Source organism: Lacinutrix sp. MEBiC02595, assembly GCF_053601555.1.
Map to the genome: position 1 here is coordinate 124,811 of NZ_JBSHNU010000246.1, position 19,406 is coordinate 144,216.

The 19,406-nt window shown below is 30.8% G+C and carries 20 protein-coding genes; 9 read left to right on the top strand and 11 right to left on the bottom strand.

Annotated elements, in window-relative coordinates:
• Positions 1–7 precede the first annotated feature (7 nt).
• The 6 genes from ACVCZW_RS17930 to ACVCZW_RS17955 form a co-directional block, all read right to left on the bottom strand.
• Positions 8–298: a putative quinol monooxygenase gene (locus tag ACVCZW_RS17930; RefSeq protein ID WP_452233085.1), complete on the bottom strand. Its 291-nt coding sequence runs from the start codon at positions 296–298 to the stop codon at positions 8–10.
• Positions 299–562: 264 nt separating this feature from the next.
• On the bottom strand, positions 563–1,252 hold the full coding sequence (locus ACVCZW_RS17935) for a metallophosphoesterase family protein (RefSeq protein WP_452230163.1): 690 nt from the start codon (positions 1,250–1,252) through the stop codon (positions 563–565).
• A 59-nt stretch (positions 1,253–1,311) separates the two neighbouring features.
• Positions 1,312–2,055: a hypothetical protein gene (locus ACVCZW_RS17940; RefSeq protein ID WP_452233086.1), complete on the bottom strand. Its 744-nt coding sequence runs from the start codon at positions 2,053–2,055 to the stop codon at positions 1,312–1,314.
• 12 nt (positions 2,056–2,067) lie between these two features.
• Entirely contained in the window at positions 2,068–2,649 is a 582-nt protein-coding gene (locus ACVCZW_RS17945) for a Crp/Fnr family transcriptional regulator (RefSeq protein ID WP_452230165.1), read from the bottom strand.
• The gene (ribB, locus tag ACVCZW_RS17950) at positions 2,650–3,312 is read right to left on the bottom strand and encodes a 3,4-dihydroxy-2-butanone-4-phosphate synthase (protein WP_452233087.1); all 663 of its coding nucleotides are present in this window, start codon (positions 3,310–3,312) and stop codon (positions 2,650–2,652) included. It lies immediately after the preceding gene.
• Between the two features lie 143 nt (positions 3,313–3,455).
• Positions 3,456–4,154: a hypothetical protein gene (locus tag ACVCZW_RS17955; protein WP_452233088.1), complete on the bottom strand. Its 699-nt coding sequence runs from the start codon at positions 4,152–4,154 to the stop codon at positions 3,456–3,458.
• 76 nt (positions 4,155–4,230) lie between these two features.
• Here ACVCZW_RS17955 and ACVCZW_RS17960 point away from each other — a divergent pair, with 76 nt between their 5' ends.
• The 8 genes from ACVCZW_RS17960 to miaE all read left to right on the top strand — a co-directional run bounded on the left by ACVCZW_RS17960 (position 4,231) and on the right by miaE (position 13,700).
• Positions 4,231–4,650 (top strand): winged helix-turn-helix transcriptional regulator, encoded by a 420-nt coding sequence (locus ACVCZW_RS17960; RefSeq protein ID WP_452230168.1) that lies wholly within the window; start codon positions 4,231–4,233, stop codon positions 4,648–4,650.
• Positions 4,651–5,109: 459 nt separating this feature from the next.
• Positions 5,110–6,837 carry a DNA polymerase III subunit gamma/tau gene (dnaX, locus tag ACVCZW_RS17965; RefSeq protein WP_452230169.1) on the top strand — a complete coding sequence of 576 codons (1,728 nt, stop codon included), beginning with the start codon at positions 5,110–5,112 and terminating at the stop codon, positions 6,835–6,837.
• Positions 6,830–7,384 (top strand): hypothetical protein, encoded by a 555-nt coding sequence (locus ACVCZW_RS17970; RefSeq protein ID WP_452233089.1) that lies wholly within the window; start codon positions 6,830–6,832, stop codon positions 7,382–7,384. The genes dnaX and ACVCZW_RS17970 overlap by 8 nt, the downstream gene beginning before the upstream one ends.
• A gap of 271 nt (positions 7,385–7,655) precedes the next feature.
• On the top strand, positions 7,656–8,186 hold the full coding sequence (locus tag ACVCZW_RS17975; protein WP_452230171.1) for a hypothetical protein: 531 nt from the start codon (positions 7,656–7,658) through the stop codon (positions 8,184–8,186).
• Positions 8,187–8,271: 85 nt separating this feature from the next.
• Positions 8,272–10,683 carry a TonB-dependent receptor gene (locus ACVCZW_RS17980; protein ID WP_452233090.1) on the top strand — a complete coding sequence of 804 codons (2,412 nt, stop codon included), beginning with the start codon at positions 8,272–8,274 and terminating at the stop codon, positions 10,681–10,683.
• Between the two features lie 621 nt (positions 10,684–11,304).
• The gene (locus ACVCZW_RS17985) at positions 11,305–12,225 is read left to right on the top strand and encodes an ABC transporter permease (protein WP_452233091.1); all 921 of its coding nucleotides are present in this window, start codon (positions 11,305–11,307) and stop codon (positions 12,223–12,225) included.
• Complete coding sequence (locus ACVCZW_RS17990) at positions 12,218–12,898, top strand: ABC transporter ATP-binding protein (RefSeq protein ID WP_452230174.1); 681 nt, start codon at positions 12,218–12,220, stop codon at positions 12,896–12,898. The genes ACVCZW_RS17985 and ACVCZW_RS17990 overlap by 8 nt, the downstream gene beginning before the upstream one ends.
• A 220-nt stretch (positions 12,899–13,118) precedes the next feature.
• Entirely contained in the window at positions 13,119–13,700 is a 582-nt protein-coding gene (gene miaE / locus ACVCZW_RS17995) for a tRNA isopentenyl-2-thiomethyl-A-37 hydroxylase MiaE (protein ID WP_452230175.1), read from the top strand.
• A gap of 55 nt (positions 13,701–13,755) precedes the next feature.
• On the opposite strand, the gene ACVCZW_RS18000 is transcribed toward miaE, so the two are convergent.
• From ACVCZW_RS18000 to ACVCZW_RS18020, 5 genes are all read right to left on the bottom strand, one after another.
• Positions 13,756–14,283, bottom strand: coding sequence for a porin family protein (locus tag ACVCZW_RS18000; RefSeq protein ID WP_452233092.1), 528 nt, complete (start codon positions 14,281–14,283; stop codon positions 13,756–13,758).
• Between the two features lie 63 nt (positions 14,284–14,346).
• The gene (locus ACVCZW_RS18005) at positions 14,347–14,880 is read right to left on the bottom strand and encodes an outer membrane beta-barrel protein (RefSeq protein WP_452233093.1); all 534 of its coding nucleotides are present in this window, start codon (positions 14,878–14,880) and stop codon (positions 14,347–14,349) included.
• A gap of 166 nt (positions 14,881–15,046) precedes the next feature.
• Positions 15,047–15,952, bottom strand: a complete 906-nt coding sequence (locus tag ACVCZW_RS18010; RefSeq protein ID WP_452230178.1) for a Ppx/GppA phosphatase family protein — start codon at positions 15,950–15,952, stop codon at positions 15,047–15,049.
• Positions 15,953–18,010 carry a polyphosphate kinase 1 gene (gene ppk1 / locus ACVCZW_RS18015; RefSeq protein ID WP_452230179.1) on the bottom strand — a complete coding sequence of 686 codons (2,058 nt, stop codon included), beginning with the start codon at positions 18,008–18,010 and terminating at the stop codon, positions 15,953–15,955. It lies immediately after the preceding gene.
• Positions 18,011–18,081: 71 nt separating this feature from the next.
• Entirely contained in the window at positions 18,082–18,567 is a 486-nt protein-coding gene (locus tag ACVCZW_RS18020; RefSeq protein WP_452230180.1) for a SixA phosphatase family protein, read from the bottom strand.
• Between the two features lie 350 nt (positions 18,568–18,917).
• Between ACVCZW_RS18020 and ACVCZW_RS18025 the strand changes: the two genes are divergently transcribed.
• Complete coding sequence (locus ACVCZW_RS18025) at positions 18,918–19,400, top strand: hypothetical protein (protein ID WP_452230181.1); 483 nt, start codon at positions 18,918–18,920, stop codon at positions 19,398–19,400.
• Positions 19,401–19,406 lie beyond the last annotated feature (6 nt).

The window sequence follows — 19,406 nt, forward strand, 5'->3', positions numbered from 1 at the left end:
TTATAAATTAATAAGACGCTCTTATTATATCTATCGTTAAACTATCCGCCTTTTTTCCAAGTTCGGTTTTTAATATTAAAAAATGCTCTGTTTGATTATGAAAGTCGATCGCTTCCTGAGATTTCCATTCTTCTAAAATCAGGATCTTTAAGCTGTTATTAATATCTTCATGTAATACATACGAGATATTACCTTCCTCTTTCCGTGTGGCATCGGTTACGGTTTGTAACATATTTAAAACCTCTTCCTTAAATTCGGGTTTTACAATAATTGTAGCTATAATTTTTAATTTGCTCATAATAAATACTTTTAAAATTAATTTTTCAGATATACTTTCTTTTTTAGTCTAGATCCTTAATATGAACTTTTAGTTAAGAAGGAAAAGTTCACGTTGCATTTTTTATCTTTTTCCTATTATGTAGGATGTTAGCTTAGAATGTCTTCTAAGTTATAATCCAACTCTTTTTTAATTCCCATAAACTTACTCAAAATTTCGATGTAGTAATTTTTCCTTTTTATGAAGAGTTTGAGTTAACATTTCCGGAAACTAGCTACATTCCATTTAAGGGATTAAGTGCATTCTTTCTAATTTTCCTTTTTCTATTTGTCCTTTGTTATTCGCTTTTAAAAACGCACCTGTTTCCACGTTCAAACAAGTTAACCACATGCCACCATGCGCGAAAGTATCAATACAAATGGTGTGACCAAAATCTGCTATTTTTCCATTTTTCCGAGCGGTATGTCCACAAATCACAGTTTTACTAGGGTCATAAACAGTGGGTTTTTCAAACTTCTTATGAAATAAATGATGCTCATCCTGTTCCTCTAAACGCTTGTTTTCTTCAAGTCCTGCATGAACAAATATAAATTCGTCAATTTCTAAATAGGGTAAACAAGAATCAATAAAGTTCCAATGCGTTTTATCTATCTGATGCATCCAGTTTGGGTTATCACTAATTTTATAGGAGTTTAATGTAAGTGATCCTCCATAATTTTCGAGCCAATGCGCAACTATTTCAGCTGAGGATTTGGCACGTGTCATCATGATCTCATGATTGCCAAGAATAAAATGGAAGTTGAATGTTTTGCTTTTTTCAATTAACCAATGAATAACGCCTTTACTATTAGATCCCTTATCTACGTAATCTCCAAGAAAAACTACTTGATCGTCTTCCTTTATTATTTCTTGTTGAAATATAGTTTTTAATGCGTTTATGCTGCCATGTATATCTCCAATTGCGTAAATAGCCATAATTTTTTTTTTATACCGTGTAGCCCAAAGCTTATATTATGTTGATAAGCATTAAAATTCTAGTAATTTACTTTTGACTTATTTTTTAATTTATGTTCTATGATAGGATATAGATTGTAGGTTGGATAGATTTCTGTTGTAAAAGCTTTCCATGCAGTTCTCTCAATCGCCAAATTCACAGCTGCTAATTTTGAGGCAGGGAGTTCCAACACAACCACTTGACCAAGTCCCATAACTACAAACCAATTAACTACAGAAGTACCTTCTGGAGGGAGATTTTCATAAAACCCTTGATTGGTTCTTATCTCTTCAATTTCATTTAAATTCATGCTTTGATCATGTTTAAGAAAGATTGTTAATAACAACTTATCACTCGCTTTTTTAGAGCTGGGTTTGGTATCCAGCACTACCTTTGACTTATTTTTCAACTTATGTTCTATGATAGGATACAAATTGTAAGTTGGATACATTTCTGTTGTAAAAGCCTTCCATGCGGTTCTTTCAATTGCTAAATTTACAGCGGATAATTTGGAAGCAGGAAGTTCTAATACAGCCACTTGACCAAGCCCCATAACCACAAACCAATTAACTACAGAAACACCTTCTGGAGGAAGATTTTCATAAAACCCTTGATCCATTCTTATTTCTTCAACCTCGTTCAAAGTCATGCTTTGATCATGTTTAAGGAAGATTGTCAATAACAACTTGTCATCCGCTTTTTCAGAGCTTTTAAGAGTATCAGTGGACTGCGCATGAACAAATATTTGTAGTAAGAATAATGGGAGTAATAAAGCGTATTTCATATTTTATAAATTTTATTGTAAGACTTTAGATTTTATTCTACTTAATGTTTCTTGTGATATATTTATATAAGAAGCTACTATTTTATTTGGTAACCGTTTCACAATATTTGGGTTTATTTTAAATAACTGATTATATCTTTCTGAAGCATTTAAAGTGGTAAACGACATGAGTCTCTTTGAATTATTTACATATGCTTTTTCTAAATATATATTATAAAAATCCTTCCATTTGGGAATAGCTTTCATAAGATGCCTAAAGTCATCATGCGTAATGTATAGAAGTTCACTATCTTCAATAACTTGAATTGTTTCTTGGGCAGGTTCATTTGTTATAAAACTAACAAGTGCTGTAGCAAATTGATTTTCAAATGCAATATAACGAGTAACGTCTTTCCCTTTATCATCAATAAAAAACAACCTTAAACAACCTTTTTTCACAAAATAGCTAACCTGACTAATTTTTCCAGCAGGAAGTAAAATCTCATTTTTACTTTTTTTTATGGTTTTAAAATAAGACAAAATGATTTTTAAATCTTCATCTTCAATAGTAATATTCTTTTTTATGAAATTAGTGAGTTCGATATTATTTGTCATTTAGTTGTAGTCTCTAACAAATTTACGATAATGAATAATATCCTGTATGGATAAGACTATCAAATTATTCTCTTTACCAAATGCTGTGATTGTGGCCGAATTTGCCATTGTTCCGTCATCATTCATTAATTCGCACAGTACTGCTTCTGGTTGTAAGCCTGCTAGTTTCATTAAATCTATACTACCTTCGGTATGGCCTTTTCTTCCTAGCACTCCTTTGTCGTTTCCTCTCAATGGAAATATATGACCAGGTTTAGCTAAGTCATTGCTTTTAGCATTTTCATTGCAAGCAACTTGTATAGTTGTTAATCTATCTTTAGCAGAAACTCCTGTAGTTACTCCTTCTTTTGCTTCTATAGTGATTGTAAAAGGGGTTTGAAAACTACTTGTATTCTCCTTTACCATATAAGGTAAATTAAGTGCATCAGCTTTTTCATTTGTCAAACAAAGGCAAACAATACCACTACATTTTCTAATCATAAGTGCCATGTGATTGTTGGTCATGTTGTGCGCCGAAAATATCAAGTCCCCTTCATTTTCTCTGTTCTTGTCGTCAGTTAAAATAACACCATTTCCATTTCGAATATGTATTAATGCTTTTTCTAATCGTTCTATACTTTCTGTACTAGTTGTTTGTATCGTATCTAATTCTGCTAATTCCATTTTAATTTATTTATGTATTCGATTAGCAAAACTAATACTGTTTCCAACCAAACTATTTGACCTAAGTCAATAAATTAATCTATTTAATACATACTGCAGTGAACTTTTACTAATAAGCCGTAATTTATAAAAAGGACATTCTGTTACTGGTCCGATGTCTTAAATTTCGGCACAAAATAATTCAAGCAATAAAGCATTGCTCCATAAGTGATAATCAGTGTAGGCATATTGGTGTTAAATCCTAAATCAAATTCAGGAATACTTAAAAGCTCTCTAAAAGAGCGCGTTGCAATTAGTGACATGAAAATAATTCCATAGGCGAAAACAGAAATAATAGCTACTTTATTTTTAGTAGTTCGTATTATTCCTTTTTTTGCCTCTCCTCTAAAGAAATACCAAAGTGCTCCAACGCTGAATATTGCTTCTATGAAAATGGCTAAATAGGTGCTAGAAGCATATAAGCCAAGACCCGCTTCCATTGTATCTGCGCCAAACAGGTGGTGCATATGACCAGAAAAGAAATCTAATACAAAGTGGACAATTACTAAACCCATACTTACTAATCCTATTAGTGTGCTTTTGAACATGAATTTTCCAATTACGAACACCATAGCTAACCAAAATAATAGAGGCAACAAATCATGACTATACAGCATATCTACTGCCATATTACTTAAAGTTGCATCAAAGGCATCGCTTGGGGCAGTAGGTTCAAGTCCTAAATAATGGAAGGTAAACCACAATAAATCCTGTAATTGTGAGATAATTAAAAAATAAAGCAATGTTCCTTTAGGGAACTTTTGTTTTGCTATTAATGCTGTTGTAAAATGTCCTGCTAACATAATTTTAGTATTTTTGCTTTCAATTCGATAGCAAAAATAATAATTACTATCGAATTAATAGTAATAATGTTTAAAAATGAAAAAAGAATTTCGCTCTGGTTGTCCAATCTCTTCTGCATTAGATGTTGTGGGTGATAAATGGTCTTTATTAATTATCCGAGATATGTTAATTAAACATAAAAAGACGTTTAAAGAAATATCTGATTCGGACGAAAGGATAGCTCCAAGTATTTTGTCTGCACGATTAAAACTATTAGAATCCTATAAATTAATATCCAAAACGAAAATACCTGAAAATAAAAAAGAGAATATTTATTTGTTAACAGAAAAAGGAATTCGTTTAACTCCAATAATCGTTGAATTCAGTTTATGGGGCGATACTAATATGCGAGAATTTAATAAAATAAAAGACATAGAAGGTTTGAATTCAGATAAGTCTTATATTATTCAATCGGTTCAAGATAGTTATAATTCTATGTTGCTTAATTTCCAATAAAGGCTACATTCCAATTAGGGTAAGTAGTTAAAACAGGAAGTGTATCAATTGTAGAATCTATTACCATTATTAATTCCAATTTTAACATTAACATCTTGAGAATAACCAATTCCTGTTTTTAAAAATCCAATAAGTGCAAAAAATAAAATATAGTTTCTCATATAGTTGTTTTTCAAATTGTTGCCCACTTCTTCCCTCTTAATACTGTAAATATAACCATTTATTAAATCAAGAAATTTATAGTTACAACAGTTCGTTCGATTTCCATTTGGTATTCACAGATCTAAGACTCAATAAGGTAGGAAAAAGGCAATTTATTAGGTCGTTATTTCAGCTTCCTTTTTGTTAATAACTCCTATTAAATTTTAATTCTAAAATAGTCCATTTCAATTGTAATTTTTAACTTTGTTCTTCTATTCATTAATTAGCATTTTAAGATGCTAAAATAAAAATTATCTATTGGAACACTTTGTAGTATCGGCTAGAAAATATAGACCACAAACATTTAAAGATGTTGTTGGTCAGCAAGCTATTACAAATACGTTACTAAATGCAATAGAAAACAATCACTTAGCGCAAGCATTATTATTTACAGGTCCTCGTGGTGTTGGTAAAACAACTTGTGCACGTATTCTTGCCAAAATGATAAATAGTGATGGTACAGAAAAACCAGATGAAGATTTTGCTTTTAATATTTTTGAATTGGATGCAGCTTCTAACAATTCTGTAGATGATATTAGAAATTTAACAGATCAAGTACGTATTCCGCCGCAAGTTGGTAAATACAAAGTATATATTATTGACGAGGTACACATGTTATCTCAAGCAGCTTTTAATGCTTTTTTAAAGACTTTAGAAGAACCACCAAAGCATTGTATTTTTATTCTTGCAACTACCGAAAAACATAAGATAATACCAACGATTCTTTCGCGTTGTCAAATATTCGATTTTAAGAGAATTACCGTTAAAGATGCAAAGAATTATTTAAAATACATTGCTAAAGAACAAGGTGTTGAAGCAGAAGATGATGCACTTCATATCATTGCTCAAAAAGCAGATGGAGCGATGCGTGATGCGCTTTCCATTTTTGATAGAGTCGTTAGTTTTTCTGGTAAAAACTTAACCCGTCAAGCGGTAACAGAAAACTTAAATGTTTTAGATTACGAAACCTATTTTACAAGTACCGATTATATTTTACAAAATAAGATCCCGGAATTATTAATTCAATTTAACACTACGCTATCTAAAGGTTTTGATGGGCATCATTATATTGCCGGATTAGCAAGTCACTTTAGGGATTTAATGGTTTGTAAAAACGAACAAACGATAGAGCTTCTAGAAGTTGGAGATCAAACGAAAGCAAAATACTTAGCCCAAAGTAAAAAAGCACCTCAAGACTTTTTACTAAAAGGAATAGAGCTCGCTAATGATTGTGACTTAAAATATAAAAGTAGTAAAAATCAACGGCTACTCGTTGAACTAACCTTAATGCAGCTTGCCTCTATCACTTTTGATGGAGAAAAAAAAAATAGCAAACATTACATAATCCCTGCTTCCTACTTTGCAAAAAAAGGAATAATACCAATTCCTGTTCAAAGACCTAAAGTGGAAGAGAAAATTCTTCCGAAGAAAGAAGAAAATACAACGGTAACTGCTAATACACCAAAGCCTGTTGCGGCAAAACCAACCGCTGAAAAAGCACCAAGCATTCTTTTAAATTCACAGAAAAAAACGTCTTCTGGACTTTCCTTAAAAAGTATCCGACTAAAAAAAGAACACCAAATAAAGCAAATGGAAGTTGTTTTGGATGAAGAAGACTTACCTTCTGATGCCTTTACGGAAGAAGATCTTATTGCAGCTTGGTATGCTTTTGTGAAAAAAATTGAAGAAAACGGGCAACATAATCTGGCTTCTATTTTATCTATAGACACCCCAAAAGTTAAAGGAACCACCATACATGTGGAATACCCGAATGCGACAAATAAGGTTGAAATAGAGCGTCAACAATATCCTTTATTAGGTTTTATTAGAAAACAACTCAATAATTATGATATTACTTTAGCCGTTACTGTTAATGAAGAGTTGGACAAAAAATATGCGTATAGCACAAAAGATAAGTTTGAGAAATTGATGGAGAAAAATCCAAATATTGAATTGCTTAGAAAAACTTTCGATTTAGATGTTTAATTTAAAAAAACAGCTCCCACTACTCTTTTTACTAGTTGTGATTATACTATCTAGTTGCGATGGTCGTGATAAAACACGAAGAACAACACAACAAGATTTATTAGAAAATAAAGTCTTAGATACCTTTACAGAACCTATTAAGACTGTTCCTAAAACCTATTTTGAAAACGTTACCGATACCATATTTAGCAATGGCTATCAAATGCATACTAAGTTTTATTCGAGTATGAAAACTGGTGTTATTATTGAAGACAGCACAGATTTAAAGACCTATTACAGAGATATTCTAATAGACATAAAAGTATCTAAAGACAGTAAAGAAATATTTAATAACACCATTGATAAAGCCTTCCTAATTGAAAATAAAATTTTTAATAAAGAAGATGCAAAAACGTATTTGATTTCTGATTTTTGGTTAGATAACATGGATCATGAATATGGATTTCCCGTTCTTGTTTTAAAATATATCCATCCGAAAACGAAAAACCAAAGGCTATTTCGATTTAACTTTCATGAAAAAGGAATTCTATTTGAAGAAGTAAAATAGCACATCTGTTTTAAAAGAATCTGAATGATTAAATAGAAAAAAGTACCGTTTATAAAGACGTTAGCGATTATAAGAAAAAATCACAGTGCAATAAAAAACAATTGCATACAAAAAAGGCAAACGTTAAAACGAATAATTACAATGGCAAAAACGGAAAAACCCCTTGCTTAGAGTTACTAAAAGTTTATACCCCAACCTATTAAACAAGCTTTAAAAAGAGTAATACTATGCCTTCAATAAATTTAACTAACTTTCCGATTAATCGTAACTCATGAAAGGAAAAATAACTGGTATATTATTATTGTTTTGTTTGATTACACCAGTTGTTTCAACATTTACTTTTTTACACTTTCAGAAAAGGCGCGTTAGGCGTGAAGTAAAAGGGAAAATGATTACCGGAATTAACAAGAACGAACTTGTTTTATTGAAATTCACAGAAGCAGAAACCCAAACGGAAATTAGATGGGAGCATTCTAAAGAATTTGAATTCAAAGGTCAGATGTATGATATTGTAGAAAAGCATGTTGAAGGAGACAATACCTATTATTGGTGCTGGTGGGATCATGAAGAAACAAAACTCAACAAACAACTTGACCGATTACTCACAAATGTACTTGGAAATATTCAAAAGAGACAAGAAAAGAAAAATCAACTGACTGATTTTTTCAAAAAACTTTTTCACGAAAATCAAGAAAATCATTTAGCAATAACTTCCAAACAAGAAAAAAAACATTTCAGCTATACGGAAGGTTTTTCAACCTTTTATCACGCACCACCTATACCACCTCCTCGCTTTAGTTAAATAAATAGAAGTTCCATTTTCCGTCTGTCAAATCAAAACTTGACGGACTACACTTAATTTATTTAAACAATTAAAAATAATAACAATGAAAAATTTATATTTTTTTTTGTTATTGTTTGGGTATATAGGTATGTCTTATGCGCAAACAATAACGATCCTAGATCAGCAAAACGAAAAACCACTTGAAGGCGTATTTCTGATCAGTGAAAATCCCATAGCATCCATAGTAACTAATGCAAAAGGGCAGGCCGATATTTCGGCTTTTAAAGAGGCCGATAATATTCAAATTCACGCTCTTGGCTATGAAACCAAGGTTTTTAGCTTCACCCAAATAAAATCTTTTGATTTCTGGATTCATATCGAGCCATCTAACTTAAACCTGGATGAAGTAGTGGTTTCTGCCACCCGTTGGAGGCAAACATCTGGCAATGTTCCATCTAAAATCGCAACTATTTCAGCGAAAGAAGTTGCATTTCAAAATCCGCAAACAGCAGCTGATTTATTAAGTGTTTCTGGCCAAGTTTATGTTCAAAAAAGTCAGCAAGGTGGAGGCAGTCCAATGATTAGAGGTTTTGCCACTAATCGTTTGATTTATACAGTGGATGGTGTGCGTATGAATTCTGCAATTTTTAGAGCTGGAAATTTACAAAACGTTATCAACCTAGATCCTTTTGCAACGGAAAGCACCGAAGTACTCTTTGGCCCTGGTTCTGTAATATATGGTAGTGATGCAATTGGTGGCGTAATGAGTTTTCAGACGCTTACGCCACAATTATCTTTAACAGACAAACCACTTATAACTGGTAAAGCTATAACAAGATATTCTAGTGCAAACAAAGAGAATACAGGTCATTTTGATGTAAACATAGGACTAAAAAAATGGTCTTCTGTAACCAGTTTTAGTTCTTGGTCTTTTGATGACTTGAAACAGGGAAGTCATGGTCCGGACGACTACCTAAAACCAATACATGTACAACGCATAGACAGTTTAGATCAAATTGTTACACAATCCGATCCACTCATTCAAAGTCCCTCTGGTTATTCGCAAATAAATCTGATGCAAAAAATCAGGTTCAAACCCAATGAAAAATGGGATTTTCAATATGGTTTTCATTATTCAGAAACTTCTCCTTATGGCAGATATGACAGGAATCAGCGTTATAAAAACGGAACACTTCGCTATGCTCTTTGGTATTATGGTCCGCAAAAATGGATGATGAATAACTTAACCATTACTAACAAAGCTAATAATGCAATCTATGATGAGATGACCATTCGATTAGCCTTGCAAAACTTTGGGGAGAGCAGAATGGATAGAACTTTAAACAAAAAAGATTTATCAGAAAACGTAGAAAATGTAAAAGCCTACTCTGCAAATCTTGATTTTTTAAAATCTTTAGGCGCGAAAAACACTTTGTATTATGGTACAGAATTCGTTTATGATGATGTTACCTCAAAAGGAAGCGTTACAGATATTACAACAGGTATTACTACAGATGGAGCGTCTCGTTATCCAATTTCCACTTGGACTTCTATAGCCGCTTATGTAAATGATGAATATAGAATTACAGACAAGTTTACTGCAATTGCAGGTCTGCGTTATAATCATTACGCTATTAAATCGGACTTCACACAAAATCTACCTTATTATCCGTTACCATTTAGTTCCGCAAGCATAAACAACGCTGCACTTACGGGTAGTCTTGGTGGTGTATATCGACCAACAGACAAATGGGTGATTAAAGCTAACTTTGGCACTGCATTTCGCTCCCCAAACGTAGATGATGTTGGTAAAGTATTTGACTCAGAATTGGGAGGTGTGACTGTACCAAATCCCGATTTGGAAGCAGAATATGCCTATAATTTCGATTTAGGAATTGCAAAAGTATTTGGAAATCACCTTAAAGTTGATCTTACGGGATACTATACGATATTGCAAAATGCGATGGTTAAAAGAAATTTCCAGTTGAATGGTATGGATGAAATTATCTATAATGGTGAACTAAGCCAAGTGCAAGCAATACAAAATGCTGCTGTTGCAAAAGTTTACGGCATACAAGCTAGTGCAGAAGTTAAGCTACCAGAAGGTTTCACCGTTTCTGCTAATGTGAACTATCAAGTTGGCGAGGAAGAATTGGACGATGGAACCAAAAGTCCTTCTAGACATGCTCCTCCAGTTTTTGGGGTTGCTCGTTTAAATTATGAGGTCCATAAATTACAACTTCAGTTTTATGGAAACTATATGGCAGAACGCAAACATGATGATTTACCTTTTGGAGAGCAATCAAAGGTAGAATTGTATGCTAAAGATGCCAATGGTGAAACGTATGCACCTTCTTGGTATACGTTAAATATTAAAGCGATGTATCCATTGTCAGATATTCTTACCATTAATACAGGGATTGAAAATCTTACTGACCAACGCTATCGTCCATATAGTTCCGGTATTTCTGGTGCTGGTAGAAACTTCATTCTATCACTAAAAGCCAATTTATAACATCAAATAGTCAGTTATTTTCCGTTGAAAATGACTGACTATTTAATTTTTAGCAGGACTAAAAACACACATAAAGTCTTTTTTATATGGCGAAATTCAACAAATTAATGAATAAAGATCAAACTTATCAAACGACAGAAACGAGGAAAACGGACATGCTGGTTAAATTGTTAAATTAGCCAACATTCACTTTGTCTAGTCGCATAAGCAGCGTACAAATAAAATCCAAAATATAAGTACGGCTTTCTAAACTCGAAAACAATTTCAAAAATAACAGCTATATTTAATGAAATATTAAACCGGATACGATTCTAAAAATAGCCATCTTAAACAAATTGAATTCTGAAATATTTTTAACTGAAGATTTTGATTACAATCCACTGGAATCTTTAACCATACAATAACTTGAAAAAGATTATATTGTTCATCGGTTTAATAACGCTATTCCTAAAAACACAAGAATTGACTAGTCCATTATTGAAATATTGTTTGGAGCTATTAGAAAAATGGACCATAGGAATAAATGAAAATAATATCCCATTAGAAACCAGAACAACAGTTGGACAATCGTGAAAATAAAGACCATTCCCAACATTACCAATTAATAAGTATTAACTTCTAATGAAATCATATTTACAACTGCAATTTAAAATGCTAAACAGGAGAATGATCGATTTCGGCCTTCCTCTTTTAATTGGATATGCACTCCCTGTATTTATATTTATTTTATGCTCTAACTACCTATTCCAAAACACTGCTTTTGCGAATTATATTTACGGTCTAATGGCTTTAAGTCTTATTTCTAGATTAAGCGCATCCAAAAGAAATGATTTTTTAAAATCTATCTTTAATAAGACGAAATATAAACTTTTAAGAAGTTTAGAAAACAGCATTTGTTGTTTGCCTTTTACGATCTACCTTCTTTATCAAAAGCAATTTATTTTTTCAATACTATTACATGCATTGGTAATTGGCATGACACTATTCCAATTCAACACTAGTATTAATATCACAATTCCGACACCATTTGGTAAAAACCCTTTTGAATTTACTGTTGGATTTAGAAAGACATTTTATGTTTTTCCTATCGCTTATTTACTAACTTTTATAACAATATCGGTTGGTAATTTCAATCTTGGTGTATTTGCAATGCTGCTCCTTGGAATGGTATGTTTTTCATATTATTCTAAAATGGAAAACGAATATTTTGTTTGGAATTTTAATGTATCTCCTAAAGAATTTTTACTCAAAAAAATAAAAACGTGCTTTACTTATTTTACAATTTTAAGCCTACCTATTTTAATAGCTTTGAGCATTTCATTCTTTAATGAAATAGAAATTTTAATTATATTTTTCCTTTTGTGTTATACCTATTTAGCCACAATGATTTTAGCGAAATACTCCGATTTTCCTAATGAAATTAATCTATCACAAGGGATTTTAATGGCAATGAGTTTTATGTTTCCACCCATGCTAATCGTAATTATCCCTTATTTCTATTCCCAATCTATTAAAAAATTAAATACCGTTTTAAATGATTAAAATTGAAAAGCTATCTAAGTTTTACGGAAAAAAACAAGTGTTGCATACGCTAGATTTAGAATTTGAAAAAGGGAAAATATATGGAATCGTTGGAGAAAATGGCGCAGGAAAAACAACGTTATTTAGATGTATTTCTGGGCTAGAAAATTACAAAGGAAATATAACATCCGACTTTAAAAATCTAAAAGATCATTTAGGTCTTTTACTGACAGAACCTTTCTTTTTTCCTAAAATTACAGGAAGAGAATACATACAATTACTTGCCAACGCAAGACAAATAAAATTATCGAATATGGAAGATAAAAATATATTTGATTTACCACTAAATCAATATGCTTCTACCTATTCTACAGGCATGAAAAAGAAGTTAGCTTTCACCGCAATATTGTTACAAGAAAATGATGTATTTATTCTAGATGAACCTTTTAATGGCGTCGATATACAAAGTAATTTAATTATTACAGAAATTATAAAACAGTTTAAAAAGTTAGAAAAAACAGTGATTATTTCTTCCCATATATTTTCCACTTTAGCCGATACTTGCGATGCAATATTTTTAATGAAAAACGGAGAAATAATTAAAAAAGTAAAGCAAAAAGATTTTAATAAACTGGAATCCGAAATGAAGGATTTCACGATTGGAAATCGAATTGATAAACTAGAGTTGAAATAAATATTAAGAACAAAATACGACTAAATATATTTCGTATTTGAGGAAAATTATTATAGCGGAATACCTCTATCTTCAGAAAAAAAACATAAAAAAATACAGAAAGGAAAAGAACAATAATTTAATTAGTAATTTTGGCTAAAAATAGGAGGTTATCAAAATTCTAAAGAATGGACTTCCTTTTTTGCGTTAAAATGATGCACAGAACTTTTAATTAAAATACATGCTAGGATTAAAACTACCAACAGATCCACGTTGGGTAAATATTGTAGAAAAGAATATAGAAGACATTCTTACCGATCATGCTTTTTGTGAACAAAAAGCAACAAGTACTGCAATTTCACTGATTGTAAGTTTTCCAGAATATACGGATTTGGTACAGGAAATGGTGGCTTTGGTAAAAGAAGAAATTAGCCATTTTAAAATGGTACATGATATCATTCTTGAAAAAGGTTGGATACTTGGTAGAGACCGAAAAGACGAATATGTAATAGCACTTTTAAAGTTCTTTCCTAAAGGCGGAAGTAGAACAACGCAATTGGTACACCGATTGCTTTACGCGGCATTAATTGAAGCAAGAAGTTGTGAGCGTTTTAGGTTACTATCGGAAGCATTAGAAGACAAAAAACTAGCCCTATTTTATAAAAACTTAATGGTTAGTGAAGCAAATCATTACACGATGTTTTTAGGTTTTGCCAGACAATATGGAGACCGAAAAGAAGTGGATGAAAAATGGGATGGCTTGCTAGAATACGAAGCAGAAATCATGAAAGATTTAAGTAAAAGCGAAAGCATACATGGTTAAATAAAAAAGCCTTCAAGAATTATCTTGAAGGCTTTTTTTATATATGTAATTCTACTTATATTTTTAATCCAACACCTATTTGAATCGTAGAAGTTTTAGCTTCCAAATTAGTAGCATTATCATCTAAAATATTTCCAAAACCGTAGCTAAATCTTGCGTCTACAAAAAAGTTTTCAAATACATCATACTGTAATCCTGCAACTCCAGAAAATGTAAAAGTTTTATAACCATCTTCATAATCCCAAATCTTTAAATTTGCTTGTGGTCCAACACCTATCGATAATTCACCAATATGGTAACGTAAAGTGATAGGTAATTGTATGTAATTTGCTCTTAAGCTTTCCTCTTTTCCTCCTTCAGCAGAATACATTAATTCTGGCATTACTGATAATTTTTCAGAAAAAGCGTAATCTACAAAAGCTCCAATTGCTAATCCGTTTCTGTGTGCATTTTCAAATGATGGATGCGGCTCAAAATCTAAATTAGAAATGTTAACTGCTACACGTATACCAGAAGTTACATCTTGCGCTTGCATTAAAAATCCTGTAAATAAAAAGGCTACTAAAAGTAAATTTTTTCTCATTGTTTATAAATTAAAAATTAAAGGAACGAAAGTAATAATAAAAATGTTTACAAAAGAATAAATTTAAATTTTATAACCAAGGCCAAATTGAATATTGGTTTGTCTTACTTTATAATCGGATTCTTTATCTATTTTATTCGTAAAACCATAACTGTATCTTACATCGACAAATATTTCACTTGTAATCATGTATTCTCCTCCTATAATACCCGAAAGTGCAAAGTTTTTAAATCCATCGTTTTCCTCATGAATCTTTACTCCTACTAAAGGTCCTGCTCCAGCAGCTATTTTATCTGTAATTCTATATTTAAAAAGAATTGGCGCTTGAATATAATCTATACGTATTGATTTTTCTTTGGCTCCTTCGGCAGAGAATTGAAGTTCTGGCATTAGGGATATTGTATCACTTAAATCAAATTCCCCAAAGAAACCAAAAGCAAAACCGTTTCTGTGTTCATTTGTAAAATTTGGGTCTGGGTCATAATCTAAATTAGAAATATTAAGTCCTCCTCTTATTCCGTATAGCACATCTTTTTCTTGTGAAAATCCGTAAAGAGAGCTAAATAAAAGGGTTAAAATTAGTATTGATTTTTTCATTTGGATACCATTATTGTTAATTAAGCTTGAAGTCTTCCGATATTAAATTTAAGATTTGAATACTAGAGACTTCAAAAATAAATTAGATTATACGTTTTATTAAATGTGGGATAAATATAAATTAAAATACTAAAATTCAAACATTTAAAAGATAAAAAGCAATTTTCTACTGTATATTACTAGAAACGGTGTCATAATACATACTCTTAATGATACCATCTGCCAATCCAATTTTTGGAACATATAAATCTTTTGCTCCACTCCATTTCATTGCAGACAAATAAATTCTAGTTGCAGGAATAATTACATCTGCTCTATCTTGATTTAAATCCAGTTCTGTAATACGCTCTTCATAAGAATACGTCTGCAGCATATTGTAATAACTTGTTAAATAGAAATACGTTAATGGTTTACCAAATGCTTTTCCAGAGATTTTGAATATTTTATTAATGTTACCACCAGAACCAATAACATCTATTTTATCATAACCAGATGTTTTTTCCTTTATCCATTGTTCTAATTCATACCAAGTTTCCTTTTTTACTATATCATTTAACAATCGTACAGTACCAATTTTAAAGGATCTTGAAGTAACGGATTCCCCATTTTTTATAACGGTGAATTCGGTACTACCACCACCAACATCTACATATAAATAGGTTTTATTTTTATCTATAAATGCGTGTAAATCTGTTGCGGCAATAATTGCAGCTTCTTCTTCCCCATCAATGATATCTATTTTCAATTCGGTTTGCTCTAAAATAAGCGCGGCAATTTTTTCTCCATTTGCTGCTTCGCGCATTGCAGAAGTTGCACATGCTTTATACTTTTCTACTTTATGAGATTGCATGAGTAATTTAAAAGCTTGCATAGTATCTACCATACGCTTCGTGTTTTCTTTTGATATTTTTTGTTTAATAAAAACATCAGAACCTAAACGAATTGGCACACGCACTAAAGAGCTCTTTTTAAAACGAGGAGCTTTTCCTTTTTCTTCTATAATATTTGCTATTAATAGTCTTACGGCATTAGAACCAATATCTATTGCTGCGTATTTTTTTATAGATAACATTTATTGCTTATTTAGGTAATACTTATAGGTTTCAAATTGTGTTCGAACCTTTGGCTTATCATTACGTTTGTATATATTATTTTGATTCGCGTTTAATATTCTCGCTTTTACATTATCACTCCAACATATATTATAAGTATCGATTAGTTCTTGTTTTATTTCTTCGTCATAAATCGGACAGCTTACTTCTACTCTATTTTCTATATTTCTGGTCATCCAATCTGCAGAAGATATATATACTTTAGGATCATTATCATTGCAGAAAACAAATAATCTAGTATGCTCTAAAAACTTATCTATTATACTAATAACTTCAATATTTTCACTCATTCCTTTTTTACCAGGAATTAAACAACAAAGACCTCTTATTATGAGTTGAATTTTTACTCCTGCTCGACTAGCTTCGTATAATTTATCTATCATTTTATAGCTAGACATACTATTCATTTTAAGCTTTATATATGCCGGCTTCCCTGCTTTTACATTTTCTATTTCTTTGTTAATTAATTTAAAAAATGCCGATTTGGTATAATGTGGAGATGTTATTATATGCTTATATCTAAAAACACGATAGTTGGTATCAAAAAAGCTAAACACTTTATTGATGTCTTTTAATATTTTTTGATTGGTAGTAAATAAGGTATAATCGGTATATATTCTTGCCGTAGATTCATTAAAATTCCCTGTACTTACAAATCCGTAACGAACTATTTTATTTTTTTCTTGACGTTCTATAACACACATTTTACTGTGTACTTTTAAACCAGGAACTCCAAAGATTAGATTAATACCTTCTTTTTCCATTTGTTCGGCATAATCTATATTTGCCTGTTCATCAAATCTTGCTCTAATTTCTATAGATACCGTAACTCTTTTTCCATTTTTTGCGGCGTTGATTAACGAACTTGCTACATGCGAAATTTGCGCCAGTCTATAAATAGTAATTTTTATCGTTTTTACTGCAGGATCTAATGCTGCTTCCCGTAAAAATTTAACGATATAAGAAAAAGTATGATACGGTGCATAAAGCAAATAATCTTTTTTAGCAATCTCACTAAAAATACTTTTTTCAAGGCTTAGTCCCTTTATTGGTAAAGCTTCAATTTTATCGTAAAGTAAATCTGTTCTTCCTAAACTAGGAAAATCCATATAATCCCGCCTGTTATGATATCTACCTCCAGGAATAACGCTATCTGTATTTTCGATAACCATTTTGGTCATAAAATAATGTAGTGTTTCTTTGTCTATCGTTTTATCATAAACAAATCTAACCGGATCACCAATTTGTCTATCTTTAACACTATCTGAAATTTTTTCTATAAAACTCTTACTTAAATCACTTTCTAAATCTAACTCACCATCTCTGGTAATTTTAATCATGTGCGCGGTTATGCTTTTGTAATCAAAAATATTAAAAATATCATCCAGACAATAACGAAGTAAATCGTCTACCATAATAATATAATTTTTATCCTCTTTTTTTGGTAGCACTACAAATCGCTCCATAGCTTTGGATATTTCTATAAGCGCATATTGCTTTTTATTATTTGTTAGCACCATATTTATTGCTAAATATGCTGCACTATCCTTAAGATTAGGCAATTCAACAAATTCGTTAAGGACTATAGTTACAAGCGCTGGGCTTACTTTTTGAAGATAGTAGTTTTTAATAAATTTTTTCTGTTCTTCATTAATTTGTTTTTCATTAATAATAAAGATGTTTTCTAATTCTAACTTTTTTTGAATAACATTTAAAATTTTCAAACTCTCACTTTGCTGCTTTATAACTATTTGCGTTATCTTTTCTAATAAAGCAGTAGCTTTTACTCCACCAAGCTCACTTTTACCTTCTTTTCCTGCTTCAACAATTCGCTTTACAGTGGCATAACGCACCTTAAAAAATTCGTCTAAATTATTAGAAAAAATACCTAAAAAACGCAATCGTTCAATTAACGGAACATCCTCATCTTCCGCTTCTTGTAAAACTCTAGCGTTAAACTGTAACCAGCTAACTTCTCTATTAATATAAATGTTATTTAATTTTTCAGGCTTGGTCATTTAGTAGTATTTTCTTAAACAAATATAAATGAATTAATACTTTTTTTAGTTGAAAAAGAAATAGATTTATGTTATTTTAAATCCTTCGGAAAGATTTTCAACATCGTTTTTCCTGGCGCTAAATTTTGCCATGTATCGATATTAAAATCAATACTTACCAAACCACTTGTTGGCACATTATCATATAGCACAGACCCATAAGTGTTTACAAAAGATGTGATTGCAAAATTATGCCCAAAAATCATTAAATGATCGACATTATTATCACAGTTATTTATCACTTGAATTAAATCATTTCCAGAGAAATCATACAACTTATTATTCGTCTGAAAATCAACCTCTTGAAAATTTAGCGTTTTTATAAAAATTGCTGCAGTTGACCTTGCTCTATTTGCATCACTAGAAAGTATAACATCTGGTATAATAATCTTATTCTTTGCATAAAAGGAAACTAAAAATGCATCTTCTAAACCCCTCTTTTTCAAAGGTCTTTCAAAATCGGTTACGCGATGCTCCCAAGAGGATTTTGCATGTCTAATTATTGTTATTTTCTTCATTTATATATTCGATTAATATTACATTTTAACGATTAAACGTATTTCTATTTCAGTTTGTCGAATTTATGAGTTACTTACCACAAATATTTGATTATAAAATATAATCGTTCGTACATTTGTTTAATAAGCTATTAATTAATAACCCAAATCTAATAATTAAACTTAATCTAAACACATTAAAAAATTAATGTACTTCCCTCTCTAAAGATTAACGTCTTACTTTACATTTTGGTTGTTTTAAATATAATTATTTTAATTTAAATAGGAAACTATTATAAACAAGTATGTGTCCACACATAATGACATATAATATAACTTTTATAAATTAAAGAATTTAAGATTTTTATAATATGAAAAAAGTAATCTTATTACTAGTGGTAAGCCTAATATCGCAACTTGGTTTTACACAAGAATTAGTTAAACTTGATTATTCCGATTTTGAGAATAATCAATTAATGAAAAGTAACGCTCTAGACGATTTTAAAAATCTAGCAACTAAGGCAGAAATTGGCGTTGCTTATTTAGAGCAAAATAAAGTAAAAACCTACAACAAAGAAAACGGTATTAAGTTAATTCGTGTCTCAAGTAGTGATATGGAAGAATTAAATGCATCCTTAGATTTCTCCAGTTCGGTGGAAATGATAATCATTCAAATTTTAAAACCAAACTTAAATTTAGAGACTATAGATTGTTCTAAACTTAAACAGTTTGATAATTTAAAATACATCTACTATATCTATCAAATAGATATGGAAAATAATAGTGAATTACAAAAAATTAATTGTTTACCTATTCATGTAAAACAATATTACACTAAACAATTAGCTTCTTAAAACATA